The sequence below is a fragment of the Nocardia otitidiscaviarum NBRC 14405 genome (assembly GCF_000308635.1).
GTDB classification, from domain to species: domain Bacteria; phylum Actinomycetota; class Actinomycetes; order Mycobacteriales; family Mycobacteriaceae; genus Nocardia; species Nocardia otitidiscaviarum.
The window spans coordinates 21,162-40,089 of record NZ_BAGD01000076.1 but is presented as its reverse complement, the minus strand read 5'-3'; the positions used below and the strand labels follow the sequence as shown (position 1 = coordinate 40,089).

Sequence of the window (18,928 nt, the reverse complement as noted above, 5' to 3'; positions counted from 1 at the left end):
GCACGCCGCGCACCGGCCCGCGTGACACCGCACTCGCCCCGGGCGCACCCGATTCCGCCCGGTGTCGCCTAGGCTCGTTCCCATGCAGCGCATCATCGGAATCGAGGTCGAGTACGGCATTTCCACGCCTACGGAGCCGTCGGCCAACCCGATTCTCACCTCCACCCAGGCGGTGCTCGCCTACGCCGCGGCCGAGGGCGTGCCGCGCGCCAAGCGCACCCGCTGGGACTACGAGGTGGAATCCCCGTTGCGCGACGCTCGCGGCTTCGACCTGGGCAGGCTCAACGGGCCCGCGCCGGTGATCGACGCCGACGAGGTGGGCGCGGCCAATATGATCCTCACCAACGGGGCTCGCCTCTACGTCGACCACGCCCACCCGGAATACTCCGCCCCCGAGGTGACCGATCCGCTGGACGCGGTCATCTGGGACAAGGCCGGTGAGCGTGTGATGGAGGCCGCCGCCCGCTACGCCTCCAGCGTGCCCGGCGCGCCCCGCATGCAGCTCTACAAGAACAATGTGGACGGCAAGGGGGCCTCCTATGGCACCCACGAGAACTACCTGATGAACCGGGACACGCCGTTCAACCAGATCATCCTGGGTCTCACCCCGTTCTTCGCCTCCCGCCAGGTGGTGTGCGGCTCCGGGCGGGTGGGTATCGGCCAGTCCGGTGACCAGCCCGGATTCCAGCTGTCCCAGCGTGCCGACTACATCGAGGTGGAGGTCGGACTGGAGACCACCCTCAAGCGCGGCATCATCAACACCCGCGACGAACCGCACGCCGACGCCGACAAATACCGCCGCCTGCACGTCATCATCGGCGACGCCAACCTCTCGGAGTGGTCCACCTACCTCAAGGTCGGCTCGACCGCGCTGGTGCTGGACCTCATCGAGGCGGGGGAGGACCTGTCCGATCTGCAACTGGCCCGCCCGGTCACCGCGGTGCACACCATCAGCCACGACCCGAGCCTGCGCGCCACCGTCGCCCTCGCCGACGGCCGCGAGCTGACCGGCCTTGCGCTGCAACGGATCTACCTGGACCGGGTGGAGAAGTACAACGACCGCATCGGCAACGACGATCCGCGCGTCACCGACGTCATCGACAAGTGGGCGCACGTGCTCGACCTGCTCGAGCGCGACCCCATGGAAACCGCCGACCTGCTCGACTGGACCGCGAAACTGCGCCTGCTGGAAGGGATTCGCAATCGCGAAGGGCTGGGCTGGGCCGCGCCGAAACTGCACCTGGTGGACCTGCAGTACTCGGACGTGCGCTTGGACAAGGGCCTCTACAACCGCCTGGTGGCGCGCGGCTCCATGCGGCGGCTGGTGACCGAACAGCAGGTCACCGACGCCATGACCAATCCGCCCACCGACACCCGGGCCTACTTCCGGGGTGAGTGCCTGCGCCGTTTCGGGGCCGATATCGCCGCCGCCAGCTGGGATTCGGTGATTTTCGACCTCGGCGGGGATTCGCTGGTGCGCATTCCCACCCTGGAACCGCGCCGGGGGACGAAATCGCATGTCGGCACGCTGCTCGACAGCGCGCACACCGCCGCCGAGCTGGTGGATCAGCTCACCCACTGAGTTTCGCCGGGAGCGAAATCACGTATTGCGCGGGTGTCGCGGCCGGGGCACATTGCGGGCGAATCCCGCATGATGTCGCCTCGGCTGGGTAGTGTTGTGGGACGAGATCGGTTTCGAACGTCCGTTCTCGCCGATGATCAGTACAGAGGAGGTCGGCTGCTATGGCACAAGAGCAGACCAAGCGCGCCGGTGGCGGCGACGAGGACGAGGGCCCCGTCGACGGGGGAGCGGGACAGGAGCGCCGCGAGAAGCTGGCGGAGGATACCGACGACCTGCTCGACGAGATCGATGACGTCCTCGAGGAGAACGCGGAAGACTTCGTGCGCGCCTACGTTCAGAAGGGCGGCCAGTGACAGCGGGTGACCCCTTGCGTCTCCACACGGGGTACGCCCTCTCCTCCTTCTCCGAATATCTGCGAGTGAACGCGCCGGAACTGTTGCCCGCCAACAAGTTCCGGTCCGACGGCGGGCATGTCAGCGGTGTCGCGCCGTCGGATTTCGCACCGCACGGCACCACCATCGTCGCGGTCTCCTACCGCGGCGGGGTGGTGATCGCCGGTGACCGGCGCGCCACCCAGGGCAATCTGCTGGCCAGCCGGGATATCGAGAAGGTGTACATCACCGACTCGTACTCGGCGGCCGGGATCGCGGGCACCGCGGGTATGGCGATCGAGATGATCCGGCTCTTCGCCGTGGAGCTCGAGTACTACGAGAAGATCGAGGGCGTCCCGCTCACCTTCGACGGCAAGTCCAACAAGCTGTCGAAGATGGTGCGCGACAACCTGCCCGCGGCGCTGCAGGGCCTGGCGGTCGTGCCGCTGCTGGTGGGCTTCGATCCGGCCGCCCTGGACCCCGACCGGGCCGGGCGCATCGTGTCCTACGACGTGGTGGGCGGACGCAGCGAGGAGCGGTTCGGGTACACCGCCGTGGGCTCGGGTTCGCTGTTCGCCAAGTCGTCGCTGAAGAAGACCTACAGCCGCGGCCTCGATCAGGAACGAGCGCTGCGCATCGCGGTCGAGTCGCTGTTCGACGCGGCCGATGACGACACCGCCACCGGCGGCCCGGACACCATGCGCGGAATCTACCCCACGGCCATCACCATCGATGCCGAGGGCGCGGCGGAAGTGACCGAGGACCGGCTGGCAGAGATTACGCGGGCCATCGTGGACGATCGCGTCGCGGCGGCCGCTGAAGGGAGCGGCGAAGCATGACACTGCCGTACTACGCGTCGGCCGAACAGATCATGCGCGACAAGACCGAGCTCGCGCGCAAGGGTATCGCTCGCGGCCGCAGTGTCGTGGTGTTGGTGTACGACAAGGGCGTGCTGTTCGTCGCCGAGAACCCCTCGGCGACCCTGCACAAGGTGAGTGAGCTGTACGACCGGGTCGGGTTCGCCGCGGTCGGCAAGTACAACGAGTTCGAGAATCTGCGCCGGGGCGGCATTCTGCAGGCCGACCTGCGCGGCTACCAGTACGACCGGCGGGATGTGACCGGCCGGGCGCTGGCCAATATGTACGCCTCCACGCTGGGGTCCATCTTCACCGATCAGCTCAAGCCGTTCGAAGTGGAGATCTGCATCGGCGAGGTCGGCTATCCGGAGCAGGACCCGGATGCGGTGCTGTACCGGATCAACTTCGACGGCTCGATAGTCGACGAGCGGGAATTCGTGGTCATGGGCGGCAATACCGAACCCATCCAGACCGCCCTCAAGGCGTCCTATCGACCCGGCCTGGATCTGCACTCGGCAATGGGTGTGGCATTGCAGGCACTGCAGAAGGGCGCGCCCGAGGCCGAAAAGGATCGCAAGCCGCTCGGCGTCGGATCCCTGGAGGTGGCAACCCTGGAGCAAGCCCGGCCCCGGCGGGCATTCCGCCGTATTCCGGCGGCGACTCTCCAGGATGTGATCACCGGTAGAACCAGCGAGGCGACCTCGGCCGACGCGGCCGAGAAACCGTCGGCGGGAGATCCGTCGAACCCGTAGCAATTCGATTCCACCAGAGACGAAAACGGCCCCCTTTGCACTCCGCACAGCAGAGTGCGACGGGGGCTTGTTTTATGGCTGCCAGCAGGGGATGCGGCGTTGCATTCCGTGCCGAATCGTTGTCAAGACGTATGCATCGGGATCGTTCGACCGCCCTTGCGCGGCTGTCTCTCGCTGTAATGTCGATGGTGTGCAGCGACGAATTATGGGGATCGAGACCGAATTCGGGGTGACGTGTACGTTCCACGGTCACCGTCGGTTGAGCCCTGACGAGGTGGCCCGGTATCTGTTCCGCCGGGTGGTTTCCTGGGGCCGTAGCTCGAACGTGTTCCTCCGCAACGGTGCCCGGCTCTACCTCGATGTCGGCTCCCACCCGGAGTACGCGACGGCCGAATGCGACAGCCTGGTGCAGCTGGTCACCCATGACCGGGCGGGGGAGCGAGTCCTCGAGGATCTGCTCATCGACGCCGAGCAGCGCTTGGCGGAGGAGGGGATCGGCGGGGACATCTACCTGTTCAAGAACAACACCGACTCGGCGGGCAACTCCTACGGCTGCCACGAGAACTTCCTGGTGGTGCGGGCCGGTGAGTTCTCCCGCATTTCCGATGTGCTGCTGCCGTTCCTGGTGACCCGCCAGCTCATCTGCGGGGCGGGCAAGGTGCTGCAGACGCCCAAGGCGGCCACGTTCTGCCTGTCGCAGCGCGCCGAGCACATCTGGGAGGGCGTCTCCTCGGCCACCACCCGCTCCCGGCCCATCATCAACACCCGCGACGAGCCGCACGCCGACGCGGAGAAGTATCGGCGGCTGCACGTCATCGTCGGCGATTCCAATATGGCCGAGCCGACCACCATGCTGAAGGTGGGCACGGCCTCGCTGGTGCTGGAGATGATCGAGGCGGGGGTGTCGTTCCGAGACTTCGCGCTGGACAATCCGATTCGCGCCATCCGCGAGGTGAGCCACGATCTGACCGGTCGCCGCCCGGTGCGGCTGGCGGGCGGGCGGCAGGCGTCGGCGCTGGACATTCAGCGCGAGTACTACGCCCGCGCGGTCGAACATCTACGCAACCGCGAACGCGATCCGCAGGTCGACGCCGTGGTGGATCTGTGGGGCCGCACCCTCGACGCGGTCGAGGCGCAGGACTTCGCCAAGGTCGACACCGAGATCGACTGGGTGATCAAGCGCAAGCTGTTCCAGCGCTACCAGGACCGCTACAGCATGGAGCTGTCCGACCCCAAGATCGCTCAGCTGGACCTGGCCTACCACGACATCAAGCGCGGTCGCGGCGTGTTCGACCTGTTGCAGCGCAAGGGCCTGGCCAAGCGGGTGACCGAGGACGACGCCGTGGACGCGGCGGTCACCACGCCCCCGCAGACCACCCGCGCCAAACTGCGCGGCGATTTCATCACCGCCGCCCAGGAGGCGGGCCGCGACTTCACCGTCGACTGGGTCCACCTCAAGCTCAACGACCAGGCGCAGCGCACCGTGCTGTGCAAGGACCCGTTCCGCTCGGTCGACGAGCGCGTGGACCGGCTCATCGCCTCGATGTGAGCGTTCGAGGGTAGTCGAGAGGCCGGGACCCGCGACCGGGACCCGGCCTCTCGAGCTGTCCGGCCCGCCTGTCCGATCGGCCTGTCGGACCGGCCTGCACAGCCGGACGCGGCGTGCGATCGGCATCGCGCTCCGGTGCGGAGTCCAGCCGGACGCGTGGTGTGTGCCGCCGGGCCGGGCGTGGGGCGCACGTCGGCGGTGCCGAGGCGGTTGATGCGCCGGGGCGGTGCGATCCCGCGCGGACGCGCCGGGGCCGCGCAGCGTCGATGGGCCCGTCTGGCCGCGGCCCGGTGCCGCGGCCGGGGCCATGCCCGGGACGGAACCGACCGGGTCGTGCGGCACCGGCTCGGCGCGCACACTACTCTCTATCGGGTGGCGATATCCAAGGTCGAGCGGTTGATGAATCTGGTTATCGCGCTGCTGTCGACGCGCCAGTTCCTGACCGCCGAGCGGATTCGGGAATCGGTGGCGGGGTACGAGGAGTCCGCGAGTGACGAGGCGTTCAGCCGGATGTTCGAGCGGGACAAGAACGAGCTGCGCGATCTGGGCATACCCCTCGAGATCGGTCCGGTCAGCCGGTTCTCCAGCGTGGAGGGCTACCGCATCAACCGGGATGCCTACGAACTACCCGATATCGATCTGACCCGTGAGGAAGCCGCGGCCGTCGCGGTGGCCGTGCAGTTGTGGGAATCCCCCGAACTGGCGACCGCCGTGGAGGGCGCGCTGTTGAAGCTGCGTGCGGCCGGGGTGCACGTCGAACCCGAGAACGGGGTGGCGTCGGTGCCCGCGGTGCCGGCGCGCACCCGCGGCGCGGAACCGGTGCTGGGCAGGCTGCTGGCCGCCATCGACGCCGGACAGGCGGTGCGGTTCCCGCATCGCACCAGCGGCGACGAGTACATCGAGCGCGATGTGCTGCCCTGGGGTGTGGTGACCCAGCACGGCCGCTGGTACCTGGTCGGCCACGACAACGCCCGCGACGATGTGCGCACCTTCCGGATCTCCCGGATCGGGGAGCGGGTCACCCCCTACGGACCGGTCAACGCGGTGCACAAGCCCGAGAACGTCGATCTGCGCGAGATCGTGACCCGGGTGACCAGCCAGGCCCCGATCACCGGCTCCGCCACCGTCTGGGTGGCCAAGGGTCGCGGTCAGGAGATCCGCCGCCTCGGCGCGACCATGGAGGAGCGCGAGATCGGCGGCCGCCCCGGCTCGGTGGTGGAGGTGCCGGTCCGCTCCCGCGACTGGCTGGCCCGCCTGCTCACCGGCCTCGGCCCCGACGCCCTGGTGCTGGCCCCGGAAGAGTTGCGCGACACGGTGATCGGCCGCCTCCGGTCGGTGCTGGAACAGACGGAGGTCACGGCGTGAGCAGTCCCAAGGTCACCGGGAGCCGACTGTCGGTGCGGCTGTCGCGGCTGTTGAACATGGTGCCGTACTTCCTGGCGAATCCGGGGATCAGCGCCGCCGAGGCCGCCACCGAGCTGGGGGTCACCACCAAGCAGCTGATGAGCGATCTGAATCAGCTCTGGATGTGCGGTCTGCCCGGGTACGGTCCGGGTGATCTCATCGACCTGTCCTTCTCCGAGGAGAGCATCGAGGTCACCTTCTCCGCGGGCATCGACCGCCCGCTGCGCCTGACCTCCACCGAGGCGACGGCCCTGCTGGTGGCGTTGCGGTCGATCGCGGACCTGCCGGGCATGGTCGATCCGAGCGCGGCGCACTCCGCCACCGCCAAGATCGAATCCGCGATCTCCGGGCGGGAGGCCGAGATTCGCGCCGCCGCGCCGGTGGAGGCCCCAGCGGTGGCCACCGTCCGCTCGGCACTGGCCCGCAATCGCGCGCTGCGCCTGGTGTACTACTCGGCCAGCCGCGACGTGGTCTCGGAGCGCGTGGTCGATCCCATTCGAATCGTCCTGGTGGACAACAACTCCTATCTGCAGGCCTGGTGCCGCCAGGCCGAGGGCGTGCGGCTGTTCCGCCTGGACCGCATCGAGGAGGCCACCGAACTCGACGAGCCCGCCCACCCGCCGGTGGACGCCACCGACGAGTCCGCGGGGTTGAACCTGTTCGTGGACGATCCCGCGGTCCCCTTGGCGCGCCTGCGGATTCACGCCGACTACGCGTGGGTGCTGGATCAGTATCCGATGCACCGGGTGACGACGCACCCGGACGGCAGTGTCGAGGCCACCATGCGTTTCGCCACCCTGGACTGGATGGCCCGGCTGCTGCTCGGTTTCGGTTCCGGCGTCACCGTGCTGGGGCCGCCGGATCTGGTGAGCGCGGTGCGGGACCGGTCGAGTGCGGCGCTGGCCGCCTACGCCGCGCTGGCCGACGCCGGATAGCGTGGCGAGGACAGGGTGTGAGGAGGTCGGTCCCGGTGACATGTCGTGTGCTGGTGCTCGGCGCGGGCAGTATCGGTAGCTATGTGGGCGGCGCGCTGGCCGCCGCCGGGGCGGATGTCACCTTCGTCGGCCGTCCCCGGCTGCTCGACGAGCTGCGGGCCTCCGGCCTGCGGCTCACCGATCTGGACGGACGCGACGAGCGGGTCGCGCCGGACGCCTTCCGCACCGCCACCTCCACCGCCGGGGTCGATGCCGCGGATCTGGTGCTGATCTGTGTGAAGTCGCGCGATACCGCTTCGGCCGCAAGCGAATTGGCGGGACGGCTGGCCCCCGGCACGGTGGTGGTGAGCCTGCAGAACGGTATCGGCAACGATACGGTCATCCGCGAGCTGCTGCCCACCTGCGTGGTGCTGCCGGGCATGGTCATGTTCAATGTGGTGCACCACGGCGGCGGCCGCTTCCATCGCGGCACGGCGGGCGGTATCGCCGTGGCCGACGATCCGGCCCTGGACCGCTTCCGGCCGGTGCTGGACCGCTCCCGGCTGGGGGTGCGCCGCTATCCGGACCTGCTGCCGGTGCAGTGGGCGAAACTGCTGCTCAACCTGAACAACCCGATCAACGCGCTGTCCGGCCGCCCGCTGCGCGAGCAGCTGGCCCAGCGGGACTACCGGCGCTGTCTGGCGCTGGCGCAGCGGGAGGCGTTGCGCGCCATGGCCCGCGCCCGCATTCGCCCGGCCCGGCTCACCGCGCTGCCGCCGGAGCTGATGGCGCGGCTGCTGACCGTCCCCGATGCCGTCTTCACCCGGGTGGCGGGCACGGTGCTGGCGGTGGACCCGGTGGCGCGCTCCTCCATGGCCGATGATCTGGCCGCCGGGCGCAGCACCGAAATCGCCTGGCTGAGCGGTGAAATCGTGAGCCTGGGCAAGATCGTCGGGATGCCGACGCCGGTGAACCAGCGCCTCGTCGAGCTCGTCACGGCCGCCGAGAACGGCGACCGTCGCACCTGGTCGGGTGCGGAACTGCTGGCCGAACTCGGTGCGGCGGCGGATCGGTCCGCCGTGGGTAACATCCGGGCAAATCCGGGTGACCAGCGGTCGAACCAGGGTTGACAAATGGTTCGCCATATGCCGGTCGGGTAGCATCAGGTGACTACGAGTTTGGAGGAAGTCGAATGGGTTCATTGAGCGCGACGCACTGGATCATCATCGCGTTGGTGTTCCTGGTTCTGTTCGGGGCCAAGCGGCTTCCGGACGCGGCCCGGGGTCTCGGACGGTCGCTGCGCATCTTCAAGAGCGAGATGAGCGAGATGCAGTCCGAGGGTGACAAGGACAAGACCACGCAGGCCCAGGCCCCCGCGCCGGAACTGCCCGCCGCCCAGCAGCCCGGCACGCCGGTCCAGCAGCCCAAGTCCGATCTGAACAAGGCGTAACCGCCCTGTCGTAACGCCCGGGATGAGGATCTCGTCCCGGGGCGAGTTCTGTCCAGGTCCGGCGCCAGGCGATCAGCGAGGCATCACATCCATGCGCATTCCGTTCGACCCCCGGCGCAGTCGGCGTAGAACGAATCCCGACGGCACCATGTCGTTGGTCGAGCATCTGCACGAGCTGCGGTCCCGACTGCTGAAGTCCATCCTCGCGGTGGTGCTGACCTCGGTGCTCGGTTTCCTGTGGTACTCGCACTCCTTCCTCTGGATGGACAGCCTCGGCGATATCCTGCGCGGCCCCTACTGTGCGCTGGACCCGGCCAAACGCGCCGCGCTCACCGCCGACGGCGAATGCCGCCTGCTGGCCACCGGACCGTTCGAGCAGTTCATGCTGCGCCTGAAGGTCGGCCTCACCGCGGGTATCGTGCTGGCCAGTCCGGTCTGGCTGTACCAGCTGTGGGCCTTCATCACCCCCGGCCTGTACGCCAAGGAGCGCAAGTACGCGGTCTCCTTCGTGGCGTCGGGCGCGACGCTGTTCACCGCGGGCGCGGTGCTCGCCTACTGGGTGGTCGCGCACGCGCTGGAATTCCTCATGGGAATCGGCGACAACGTGCAGATCACGGCGTTGAGCGGTACGGAGTACTTCAGCTTCATCATCCAGCTGCTGATCATCTTCGGTGTCAGCTTCGAGACACCGCTCATCATCGTCGGGCTCAATTTCATCGGCGTGCTCACCTACGAGAAGCTGGTGAAGTGGCGGCGCGGCATGATCTTCGGCCTGTTCGTGTTCGCGGCCATCGTTACCCCGCAGGATCCGTTCTCCATGCTGGCGCTGGCCTTCGCGCTGACCGTGCTGTTCGAACTGGCGGTCCAGATCGCGCGGCTCAACGACAGGCGCAAGGCGCGACAGGCCGAGAGCTGGGGCGCGCTCTCCGATGATCAGGCGTCCCCGCTGAGCGGCGGACCAGGCGCGATCGAGCGCCCGGAACCGGTCGGCGCACCCGACCCGGTCGCCGCGCCGGAGAAAACCATACGTTCGACGTCGGATTACTCCGATACCCTCTGACGAGTGGCAGATCGGTCGCTCACTGGCGAACTGGCGGCATTCGCCGCCGAACTGAAATTCAGCCTGGATCCGTTCCAGGAGGACGCGTGCAAGGCCCTGGAGGGCGGGCACAGCGTCCTCGTCTGCGCGCCCACCGGCGCGGGCAAGACCGTGGTGGGTGAATTCGCGGTCCACCTGGCGCTGGCCTCCGGGGGCAAATGTTTCTACACCACTCCCATCAAGGCGTTGTCGAACCAGAAGTTCGCCGACCTCACCGAGCGGCACGGCCGCGACGCGGTCGGCCTGCTCACCGGCGACCAGTCCATCAATCCGGACGCGCCCGTGGTGGTCATGACCACCGAGGTGCTGCGCAATATGCTCTACGCCGGTTCGGACGCGCTGCACGGCCTGTCCTATGTGGTGATGGACGAGGTGCACTACCTCGCCGACCGGTTCCGCGGCGCGGTGTGGGAGGAGGTCATCCTGCACCTGCCGCCCGAGGTGCGCCTGGTCTCGCTGTCGGCGACGGTCTCCAATGCCGAGGAGTTCGGCGCGTGGATGGAGACCGTGCGCGGCGACACCGCGGTGATCGTGGACGAGACCCGGCCGGTGCCGCTGTGGCAGCACGTCATGGTGGGGCGGCGCATGTTCGACCTGTTCGACACCAAGTCCAGCGATCAGAAGGTGCTCGTGGACGAGGACCTGGTGCGCTACATCCGGCACCGGGAGGCGGTGGACCGGATGGAAGGCTGGGCGGTGCCCGGCGGCCGCGGGCGCGGCGGGGGCCGCCGCATGTTCCGGCCGCTGCCGCGCCCGGAGCTGCTGGCGCGGCTCGACGAGGAGGGGTTGCTGCCCGCCATCACCTTCATCTTCAGCAGGGCGGGGTGTGACGGCGCGTTGGCGCAGTGCCTGCGCTCCCGGCTGGACCTGTCCCGGGACGGGGACACCGACGAGGTGACGGCCATCATCGAGAAGCACACCGGGGATCTGCCCAAGTCGGATCTGGAGGTGCTCGGCTACTGGGAGTGGCGCGAGGCGCTGCACCGCGGCCTGGCCGCCCACCACGCCGGCATGCTGCCCGCCTTCCGGCACACCGTCGAGGAACTGTTCGTGAAGGGCCTCGTCCGGGCCGTATTCGCCACGGAGACACTGGCTCTGGGCATCAACATGCCCGCGCGCACGGTGGTGCTGGAGCGGTTGGTGAAATTCAACGGCGAGAGCCACGCGGAGCTGACACCGGGGGAGTACACCCAGCTCACCGGGCGTGCCGGGCGGCGCGGCATCGACGTGGAGGGCCACGCGGTGGTGATGTGGACCCCCGACGTGGACACCAGTGCGGTGGCCGGTCTGGCCTCCACCCGCACCTATCCGCTGCGCAGCTCCTTCCGGCCCGGCTACAACATGTCGATCAACCTCATCGACCGGATGGGCGCGGCGGATTCGCGTGCGCTGCTGGAGCGGTCCTTCGCCCAGTTCCAGGCCGACCGGTCGGTGGTCGGTCTGGTGCGCGGCATCGAACGCAATGAGGGCACGCTGCGCAAACTGCGCTCCCAGCTCGGCGACGACGACTTCCTGGAGTATTTCCAACTGCGCGAACGTATTCGGGAACGCGAGCGCAGCATCGAACGGCAGGGCCGCACCGACCGCCGCTCGGCGGCGGTGTCGTCGCTGAGCTCGCTGCGCCGCGGCGATGTGGTGGCCATTCCCACCGGGCGGCGCTCCGGCCTCGCGGTGATCCTGGAACCCGATGCCTCACCGGGCGATCCGCGCCCGCTGGTGCTCACCGCCGACAAATGGGCGGGTCGGATCTCGGCCGCCGACTTCCCGACCCCCGCCGAACCGCTGGGCCGCCTGCGGCTGCCCCGCCACGTCGACCACCGCACCGCGCGGGTGCGCCGCGATCTGGCGTCGGCGCTGCGCAGCACCGGGATCACCGTGCCACGGTACAAGGGCGGCAAGAAGTCCCGCGCCGCCGACGATGCGCAATTGCAGTCGCTGCGGCGGGCGCTGCGCGCGCATCCCGCGCACACCCGCCCGGATCGGGAACAGCTGGCGCGCATCGGCGAACGCTACAACCGGGTGCAGCGCGAGACCGACTCCATGCGCCAGCAGGTCGCCGCCACCACCAACTCCCTGGCCCGCACTTTCGACCGCATCGTCGGCCTGCTCGAGGAACGCGGCTACGTCGACGACGGCGAGGTCACCGCGGACGGACGGCGGCTGGCGCGCATCTACGCCGAGGCCGATCTGGTGGTGGCCGAATGTCTGCGCCAGGGGCTGTGGCGCGGGCTGGGACCGGCCGAGCTGGCGGCCGTGGTGTCCATCCTGGTGTACGAATCCCGCCAGGAGGGCGGCTATCTCGGGGCGTCCGGGCCGACCGCGCCCAGCCGCCGCGCGGTGGAGGCCACCATCGGGGTGTGGTCGCGGCTGCGGTCCGACGAGGCCCGGCACAAGCTGTCGCCGACCCGGGAACCCGACCTCGGGTTCCTGTCGGGCATCCACACCTGGGCGCGCGGCGACGATCTGGTAGACGCGCTGCTGGCCAGCGGGGATCGCGGGAATCCGCTCTCGGCGGGCGATTTCGTGCGCTGGTGCCGCCAGGTGATCGACCTGCTGGACCAGATCCACAATACGGCCGACGATGAGGAGGTGGCGGCCACGGCGGCCAAGGCGGTGCGCGCCATCCGGCGGGGTGTCGTGGCGGTGGACGCGGCGTGATGACAACGGTTGTGCTTTGATTCCTCGAGTACGACGATCGCGAGTGGAGGCAAGCAGATGAGCGGCCCGTACGGACCGAACGACGCACCGGGCGGAGGACAGGGTAGTCACGACCCGACTCAGCAGTGGACCGGTGGCGTACCCGGACAGCAGTGGGGCGGCCAGCAGCAGCCCGCGCCGCCCACCCAGCAGTGGGGCGATCAGCAGCAGCCCCAGGGACAGTGGGGCCAGCCGCCGCAGCAGCCCGGTGGGCAGCAGTGGGGGCAGAGCCAGCCGCAGTGGCCGCAGCAGGGCCAGTCCGGCACCGACTGGAACCAGCAGCAGCCCGGTGGGCAGCAGTGGGGCCAGAGCCAGCCGCAGTGGCCGCAGCAGGGGCAGCCGGGGCAGCCGGGCTGGGAACAGCAGCAGCCGGGTCAGCCGGGTCAGCCCTGGCCGGGCGCTCAGCCGCCGCAGCAGAAGAAGACCGGCGTCATCATCGCGGCGGTGGTCGGCGCGGTCGTGGTGGTGGCCGCGGTCATCGGCGGCGTGTTCTTCCTGACCGCCAAGGATCAGCTGGACAACAACGCCGTGCAGAACGGCGTGCAGAAGGTGCTGAAGGATTCCTACGGCATCGAGGACGTCAAGGACGTCAGCTGCCCGTCCGGTCAGAAGGTGGAGATCGACAACACCTTCGACTGCACCCTGAAGGTGGGCGGCGAGGACAAGAAGGTGACCATCAAGGTCACCAAGGAGGACGGCACCTACGAGGTCGGCCGCCCCAGCTGAGTCGTTTTCAGCCGAGTCGATCGCGGACACCCCGATCGCGAACGCCCGGTACGAGAGTCGGCTTCCCGCGACATGCGTCACTGGGAACCGGCTCTCGCCGTTCCGGTGCTCAGGCGTTGGCGCGCATGGCGGTCACCAGACGCTTGATCGGGCTCTCGGCGTTGTAGGCGGCGGCCAGCCCGTCCAGTGCGGCGGGATCGACCGGTGCCGCGGGCAGCGCGTCGGTCCGGGAGAACTCCACCTCGGCATCGCGCACCACCCGCACCACCTGGGCCGCGGCCCGCAGATAGTCGTCGGCCGCGGCGAGTTTGGCGCGCACCCCCTTGGCCAGGTCGGCGGCCGGATCGGCCACCGCCGCGCGCAGCGCCTCGAGTGAGCCGAATCGGGAGATGAGGGTGGCGGCGGACTTGTCGCCGATGCCCGCCACGCCGGGCAGTCCGTCCGAGGCGTCACCGCGCAGGGTCGCCATATCCGCGTAGGCCGGGCCCGCGTTCTGCTGGGGCACACCGTATTTCGCCGCCACCTCGGCCGGACCCCACAGCTGTGCCTTGGCCAGCCCCTGACCCACGTAGAACAGCCGTACCGGCGGCGCCGGGTCGTCGCGCACCAGCTGCATGAGGTCACGGTCGCCGCTCACCACGATCACCTCGCTGTCGCGCTCCCGGGTGGCGAGGGTTCCGATCACGTCGTCGGCCTCCAGCCCGTCCGCGCCCGCGGTGGCGATCCCGGCGGCCTCCAGCATCCGCAGGATCATGTCGACCTGCGGGGTGAGGGTGTCGGGCACCTCCTCGACCTCCGGATCGGCGGCGTCGGCGAGCCGGTGCGCCTTGTAGGAGGGCACCAGATCCACCCGGAAGGTCGGCCGCCAGTCCAGATCCAGGCAGACCGTCAGCCGACTCGGCCGATGCTGTTTGATCAGCGCGGCGACCATATCGGTGAACCCGCGCAGCGCGTTCACCGGCTGTCCGTCGGGTGCGGTGATCTTCTCCGGGATGGCGTAGAACGCGCGGAACCAGAGACTGGCTCCGTCGAGCAGCAGCAGCGGACCGGTGGGGTTGCTCATGGTCTCCAGACGCTACCGCCCGCCGCCGACAGACGGTGTCGAGGTCGCGCCGCGACACGGGTAACGTCGAACCCTATGAGCTCTCACGACGAGTCACGGTTCACAGCGGACGTCTACGGAGCGCGACTGGAGCGGGCGGCGGAGTTGACCCGCGCCGCCCATCTGGACGCGCTGCTCATCACCCCCGGCCCCGACCTGCAATATCTGATCGGTTCCCGGGCGCAGTCGTTCGAACGGCTCACCTGCCTGGTGGTTCCGGCGTCCGGGGAGACGCCGTCGGTGATCATCCCCAAGCTGGAACTGGCCGCGCTGGGCGGTTCGGCGGCGGGCGAACTGGGCCTGCAGGTGGTCGACTGGACCGACGGGGTCGATCCGTACGCGCTGGTGAAATCGGTGCTGAACGCGGGCGCGCGCACCGCCGTGGACGACCACATGCCCGCCCTGCACCTGCTGCCCGTCGCCGAGACCCTGCGCCAGCTGCCCGTCTCGGCCACCCCGATCCTGCGGCAGCTGCGAATGATCAAGGACGCCACCGAGATCGACGCGCTGCGCCGGGCGGGCGCCGCCATCGACCGGGTGCACGCGCGGATGGGCGAGTTCCTGCGCGTCGGCCGCACCGAGCGCGAGGTGGCCGCCGACATCACCGCGGCCATCGTCGAGGAGGGCCACACCGGCGCCGCCTTCGTGATCGTGGGCAGCGGCCCGCACGGCGCGGATCCGCACCACGAGGTGTCCGATCGGGTGATCTCCGACGGGGACGTGGTGGTCGTCGATATCGGCGGCCCGGTCGAACCCGGCTACTTCTCCGACTGCACCCGCACCTATGTGCTCGGCGAACCGTCCGAGGAGATCGCGGCCCAGTTCACCGAATTGGAGCGCGCCCAGGCCGCCGCGGTGGCCGCGGTCCGGCCCGGCGTGACCGCGCACGCCGTCGACGCCGCCGCCCGCGATCGCCTGGTCGCCGCCGGGTTGGGCCGCAACTTCGTGCACCGCACCGGGCACGGCATCGGCCTGTCGGTGCACGAGGAGCCCTACATCGTGGCGGGCAACGACATTCCGCTCGCGGCGGGGATGGCCTTCAGCGTCGAACCGGGCATCTATTTCGCCGGTGAGTGGGGCGCCCGCATCGAGGACATCGTCGTGGTGACCGAGGACGGCTGCGAATCGGTCAATACCCGCCCGCACGGCCTGACCCGGCTCTAGCGGACCGTGGACGCGCTCGGCGTCAGGGTTCCACCTGCGCCGAGAGCGGAATTCCGGTGTGCAGGAAGCGGATCAGGCGTCCGATGCGGACGCAGTGTGCGGCGCAGCGGTCGTAGTGCTGCGCCAGCAGGGCCACGTCCACCGCCATGGCGGCGCCGTGCGCCCAGCTGGTGTCGCCGACCACCCGCAGCACTTGGCGATGCAGCCGGTCGAGGGTGTCGTCGGCGGGAATCGGCGCCAGATCCGGGGAGGGTGGTCGAGCGACGATGGCCGCCACCGCGGCGGCGGCCAGATTCGTGGTGGCCGTGGCCATTCCGGTCAGCAGGGTGACCACGTGCGGCGGCGCCACGGGCAGCGGGTGGCGGCGCACCACGCTGTCGGCCACCCGGCTGAGCGCGCCGCCGATGCCGTTGAGGTCGTCGGCGATCTGGATGGCGGTCACCACATGGCGCAGGTCGCGTGCGACGGGCGCCTCCAGCGCCAGCAGGATGACCGATCTGTCCTCGCAGGTGGCGTGCTTGGCCTGTAGCTGCTCCTCGAGGGCGAAGACCTCGTAGGCGGCGCCCAGATCGGTGTCGGTCAGCGCGGCCGTGGCCCGCTCGGTGGCCTCGTGCGCGAGTCGCGCCATGTGGGCGAGCTCATGGGTCAGCGTGGTGAGCTCGTAGGAGAATTTCGTCCGCACGGAGTTATCTTCGCTGCCGAGTGGGCGGGACGCACAAATTCGCGAAATGGACCGGCAGGTATGCGAATTCGGAGTGACATGCCCCCGATGCGACTCAGTGCGCGGCCGCGCCGCCGTTCTTCAGCGTGCCGCTCGACAGCACCCGCTGCACCTTGATGGCGATGACCACCCGGTTCGGGTTCTCCCGCGGCACCCGGTAGCGCCGCGCGTACCGCCGCTCCGCGTCGGCCACGCTCACCGCGTCGTCGAGCACCTCGGCCGGACCCTCCAGGGTGAGCCACCGGGGGCCGTCCACCTGACTCACCGCCGCGTACCCCGACCGGCGCACATTGCGCACCTTCACCTTGTCGTCGCTGGTGATCACCCGCGCGACCCCGGCCTCCGGATCCCAGGTGAAACCCACCGCCACCACATGCGGGGTGCCGTCGGCGCGCAGCGTGCTCAGCGTCGCCAGGTGGCGTTCGGCGACGAATTCGAGGGCGGCGGCGGACAGCTCGGGGCGCGGGGTCGGCATGGTCCGACGCTACCAACTCCGGGCGGCGGCCGGACCGCACCGGTCCCTTTGGCAGACTGAGCGCCATGGCCGAGATCGACGATGGCGTGGTGCTGGTGCTGGGTGGGCGCAGTGAGATCGGGGTGGCCGTGGCACGGCGGCTCGCACCCGGGCGGGTCGTGGTGCTGGCCGCGCGCCGCAGCGGCGATCTCGACGAGGAGCGGCGCGCGCTCACCGCCGCGGGCGCCGCCGCCGTGCACGCGGTGGAATTCGATGCCGACGATACGGCGGGCCATCAGCCGCTGCTGGAGAAGGTGGCGGCCGAGTACGGCCGGATCGGCGTCGCGGTGGTGGCCTTCGGCGTACTGGGCGATCAGGCGCGAGCCGAGCGGGATCCGGCGCACGCGGTGGCGGTGGTGCACACCGACTACGTGGCCCAGGTGAGCATGCTGACCGTGCTCGCGAATCTGCTGCGGGCCCAGGGCGGCGGGCAGATCGTGGCCTTCAGCTCCATCGCCGGGGTGCGGGTGCGCCGCGCCAACTACGTGTACGGCTCGGCCAAGGCCGGACTGGACGGATTCGCCAGCGGCCTCGCCGACGCCCTGCACGGCAGCGGGGTACACCTGCTGCTGGTGCGGTCGGGCTTCGTGATCGGGCGGATGACCGCGGGCATGGAACCGGCCCCGCTGTCCAGCACCCCGGACCAGGTGGCCGACGGCGTGGTGGCGGGGCTGCGGCGGCGCTCGCGGGTCGCGGTGGTGCCCGGCGCGCTGCGGTTGATGTTCCTCGCCATGCGGCTGGTGCCGCGGTCGGTCTGGCGGCGGATGCCGCGATGAGCGCCGCGGCGCTGGATTGGCCGGTCGCGCAGCCGATCACGGTGATCGGCATCGGCGCGGACGGCTGGGACGGCCTCGGCGGGCTGGCGCGGCGGGCGCTGACCGACGCGGAGGTGGTGCTCGGGTCGGCGCGGCAGCTGGCACTGCTGCCCGACGACGGCCGCGCCGCCCGGGTGAGCTGGCCCTCGCCGCTGCTGCCCGCCCTCACCGGACTGCTGAAACGCTATGCGGGGGAACGAGTCTGCGTCCTCGCCAGCGGTGATCCGATGTTCTACGGCATCGGCGTGACACTGGCCCGGCTGGTCGGCGCGCACGCCCTGCGGGTGCTGCCGCAGCCGTCCTCGGCATCGCTGGCCTGCGCTCGGCTCGGGTGGGCGCTGGCCGAGACGCCGGTGGTGAGCGCGGTGGGGCGGCGGCTGGAGACGGTGCTGCCCGAACTCGCCGACGGCCGTCGCGTGCTGCTGCTGAGCACCGACGAGCACACCCCGGCGCGGCTGGCGGAACTGCTGGCGCGCAACGGTTTCGGCGAATCGACGGTGACGGTGCTGGAGCAGTTGGGCGGTCCGGGGGAGCGGATCGTCGCGGGGACGGCCGCGACCTGGGCGCATCCGCCCGGGGACGCCCTCAATATCGTGGCCGTGGACTGTGTGGCCGATCCGGCGGCGGTGCGCCTGAGCCGCCTGCCCGGCCTGCCGGACACGGTGTACGGCGGCGACGGTCAGCTCACCAAATCGGAGGTGCGTGCGCTCACCATCGCCGCGCTGGCCCCCGCGCCGGGCGAGCTGCTCTGGGATGTCGGCGGCGGCTCCGGCACCATCGCCATCGAGTGGTGCCGCACGCATCCCAGCTGCCGCGCCGTCACCTTCGAACGGTGGGAGGCGCGGCGGGAGCAGATCGGCGCGAACGCCACCGCCCTCGGCGTCCCCGGCGTCGAGGTGCGTGGGACGGCCCCGCAATCCTTCGTCGACCTGCCCGCCCCGGATGCCGTCTTCCTCGGCGGCGGCCTGACCCAGGACGGCCTGGTCGACGCCTGCTGGGGCGCGCTGCGTCCCGGTGGCCGCCTGGTCGCCAATGCCGTCACCGCCGAATCGGAGTCGTTGCTGCTCACCCTGTCCGCCACCCACGGTGGCACGCTGCGCCGCATCCAGATCCACCGCGGCGAACCCCTCGGCGGATTCACCGCGTGGCGACCGCAGTTGCCGGTGGCCCAATGGTCGGTGCGCAAACCTGGCGACTGAGGTTCGCCCGCC

General features: G+C 70.0%; 18 protein-coding genes. 15 read left to right on the top strand and 3 right to left on the bottom strand.

The window, feature by feature from the left end:
- Positions 1 to 82: 82 nt before the first annotated feature.
- From dop to ON31_RS15775, 12 genes are all read left to right on the top strand, one after another.
- On the top strand, positions 83 to 1,582 hold the full coding sequence (gene dop / locus ON31_RS15830) for a depupylase/deamidase Dop (RefSeq protein WP_039814479.1): 1,500 nt from the start codon (positions 83 to 85) through the stop codon (positions 1,580 to 1,582).
- Between the two features lie 161 nt (positions 1,583 to 1,743).
- Entirely contained in the window at positions 1,744 to 1,935 is a 192-nt protein-coding gene (locus ON31_RS15825; RefSeq protein WP_029927979.1) for a ubiquitin-like protein Pup, read from the top strand.
- On the top strand, positions 1,932 to 2,792 hold the full coding sequence (gene prcB / locus ON31_RS15820) for a proteasome subunit beta (RefSeq protein ID WP_039814477.1): 861 nt from the start codon (positions 1,932 to 1,934) through the stop codon (positions 2,790 to 2,792). The genes ON31_RS15825 and prcB overlap by 4 nt, the downstream gene beginning before the upstream one ends.
- Positions 2,789 to 3,562, top strand: coding sequence for a proteasome subunit alpha (gene prcA / locus ON31_RS15815; RefSeq protein WP_039814475.1), 774 nt, complete (start codon positions 2,789 to 2,791; stop codon positions 3,560 to 3,562). The genes prcB and prcA overlap by 4 nt, the downstream gene beginning before the upstream one ends.
- A 190-nt stretch (positions 3,563 to 3,752) precedes the next feature.
- Positions 3,753 to 5,111 carry a Pup--protein ligase gene (gene pafA / locus ON31_RS15810; protein WP_029927975.1) on the top strand — a complete coding sequence of 453 codons (1,359 nt, stop codon included), beginning with the start codon at positions 3,753 to 3,755 and terminating at the stop codon, positions 5,109 to 5,111.
- A gap of 372 nt (positions 5,112 to 5,483) precedes the next feature.
- Entirely contained in the window at positions 5,484 to 6,476 is a 993-nt protein-coding gene (locus ON31_RS15805) for a helix-turn-helix transcriptional regulator (protein ID WP_039814473.1), read from the top strand.
- 56 nt (positions 6,477 to 6,532) lie between these two features.
- Positions 6,533 to 7,450, top strand: coding sequence for a helix-turn-helix transcriptional regulator (locus tag ON31_RS15800; RefSeq protein WP_051037331.1), 918 nt, complete (start codon positions 6,533 to 6,535; stop codon positions 7,448 to 7,450).
- Between the two features lie 35 nt (positions 7,451 to 7,485).
- Entirely contained in the window at positions 7,486 to 8,559 is a 1,074-nt protein-coding gene (locus ON31_RS15795) for a 2-dehydropantoate 2-reductase (RefSeq protein WP_051037322.1), read from the top strand.
- A gap of 62 nt (positions 8,560 to 8,621) precedes the next feature.
- Positions 8,622 to 8,879 (top strand): Sec-independent protein translocase subunit TatA, encoded by a 258-nt coding sequence (gene tatA / locus ON31_RS15790; RefSeq protein WP_029927968.1) that lies wholly within the window; start codon positions 8,622 to 8,624, stop codon positions 8,877 to 8,879.
- A 91-nt stretch (positions 8,880 to 8,970) separates the two neighbouring features.
- Positions 8,971 to 9,939, top strand: a complete 969-nt coding sequence (tatC, locus tag ON31_RS15785; RefSeq protein ID WP_039814471.1) for a twin-arginine translocase subunit TatC — start codon at positions 8,971 to 8,973, stop codon at positions 9,937 to 9,939.
- A 3-nt stretch (positions 9,940 to 9,942) separates the two neighbouring features.
- Complete coding sequence (locus ON31_RS15780; RefSeq protein ID WP_039814469.1) at positions 9,943 to 12,636, top strand: DEAD/DEAH box helicase; 2,694 nt, start codon at positions 9,943 to 9,945, stop codon at positions 12,634 to 12,636.
- 57 nt (positions 12,637 to 12,693) lie between these two features.
- On the top strand, positions 12,694 to 13,401 hold the full coding sequence (locus ON31_RS15775; RefSeq protein WP_039814468.1) for a DUF4333 domain-containing protein: 708 nt from the start codon (positions 12,694 to 12,696) through the stop codon (positions 13,399 to 13,401).
- A 109-nt stretch (positions 13,402 to 13,510) separates the two neighbouring features.
- Here the strand turns inward: ON31_RS15775 and ON31_RS15770 are convergent, their stop codons facing one another.
- A complete protein-coding gene (locus ON31_RS15770; RefSeq protein WP_039814467.1) occupies positions 13,511 to 14,464 on the bottom strand; it encodes a 5'-3' exonuclease in 954 nt (317 codons plus the stop codon).
- Between the two features lie 75 nt (positions 14,465 to 14,539).
- Between ON31_RS15770 and ON31_RS15765 the strand changes: the two genes are divergently transcribed.
- Complete coding sequence (locus ON31_RS15765; RefSeq protein ID WP_039814465.1) at positions 14,540 to 15,667, top strand: M24 family metallopeptidase; 1,128 nt, start codon at positions 14,540 to 14,542, stop codon at positions 15,665 to 15,667.
- 22 nt (positions 15,668 to 15,689) lie between these two features.
- Here ON31_RS15765 and ON31_RS15760 read toward each other — a convergent pair whose 3' ends face one another.
- Entirely contained in the window at positions 15,690 to 16,349 is a 660-nt protein-coding gene (locus tag ON31_RS15760) for a phosphate signaling complex PhoU family protein (protein ID WP_039814464.1), read from the bottom strand.
- A gap of 94 nt (positions 16,350 to 16,443) precedes the next feature.
- Positions 16,444 to 16,863: a PPOX class F420-dependent oxidoreductase gene (locus ON31_RS15755; protein WP_029927955.1), complete on the bottom strand. Its 420-nt coding sequence runs from the start codon at positions 16,861 to 16,863 to the stop codon at positions 16,444 to 16,446.
- 65 nt (positions 16,864 to 16,928) lie between these two features.
- Here ON31_RS15755 and dprE2 point away from each other — a divergent pair, with 65 nt between their 5' ends.
- Both dprE2 and ON31_RS15745 read left to right on the top strand, forming a co-directional pair.
- Entirely contained in the window at positions 16,929 to 17,678 is a 750-nt protein-coding gene (gene dprE2 / locus ON31_RS15750) for a decaprenylphospho-beta-D-erythro-pentofuranosid-2-ulose 2-reductase (RefSeq protein WP_039814462.1), read from the top strand.
- Positions 17,675 to 18,916 carry a bifunctional cobalt-precorrin-7 (C(5))-methyltransferase/cobalt-precorrin-6B (C(15))-methyltransferase gene (locus ON31_RS15745; protein WP_051037320.1) on the top strand — a complete coding sequence of 414 codons (1,242 nt, stop codon included), beginning with the start codon at positions 17,675 to 17,677 and terminating at the stop codon, positions 18,914 to 18,916. Before dprE2 ends, ON31_RS15745 begins: the two co-directional genes overlap by 4 nt.
- The last annotated feature ends 12 nt before the right edge of the window (positions 18,917 to 18,928 follow it).

What these genes read in the sequence shown, in the direction of transcription:
- dop (WP_039814479.1), top strand. Translation starts at nt 83, where the DNA reads ATGCAGCGCATCATCGGAATCGAGGTCGAGTACGGCATTTCCACGCCT.
- ON31_RS15825 (WP_029927979.1), top strand. Translation starts at nt 1,744, where the DNA reads ATGGCACAAGAGCAGACCAAGCGCGCCGGTGGCGGCGACGAGGACGAG.
- prcA (WP_039814475.1), top strand. Translation starts at nt 2,789, where the DNA reads ATGACACTGCCGTACTACGCGTCGGCCGAACAGATCATGCGCGACAAG.
- ON31_RS15800 (WP_051037331.1), top strand. Translation starts at nt 6,533, where the DNA reads ATGGTGCCGTACTTCCTGGCGAATCCGGGGATCAGCGCCGCCGAGGCC.
- tatA (WP_029927968.1), top strand. Translation starts at nt 8,622, where the DNA reads ATGGGTTCATTGAGCGCGACGCACTGGATCATCATCGCGTTGGTGTTC.
- tatC (WP_039814471.1), top strand. Translation starts at nt 8,971, where the DNA reads ATGCGCATTCCGTTCGACCCCCGGCGCAGTCGGCGTAGAACGAATCCC.
- ON31_RS15775 (WP_039814468.1), top strand. Translation starts at nt 12,694, where the DNA reads ATGAGCGGCCCGTACGGACCGAACGACGCACCGGGCGGAGGACAGGGT.
- ON31_RS15770 (WP_039814467.1), bottom strand. Translation starts at nt 14,464, where the DNA reads ATGAGCAACCCCACCGGTCCGCTGCTGCTGCTCGACGGAGCCAGTCTC.
- ON31_RS15765 (WP_039814465.1), top strand. Translation starts at nt 14,540, where the DNA reads ATGAGCTCTCACGACGAGTCACGGTTCACAGCGGACGTCTACGGAGCG.
- ON31_RS15755 (WP_029927955.1), bottom strand. Translation starts at nt 16,863, where the DNA reads ATGCCGACCCCGCGCCCCGAGCTGTCCGCCGCCGCCCTCGAATTCGTC.
- dprE2 (WP_039814462.1), top strand. Translation starts at nt 16,929, where the DNA reads ATGGCCGAGATCGACGATGGCGTGGTGCTGGTGCTGGGTGGGCGCAGT.
- ON31_RS15745 (WP_051037320.1), top strand. Translation starts at nt 17,675, where the DNA reads ATGAGCGCCGCGGCGCTGGATTGGCCGGTCGCGCAGCCGATCACGGTG.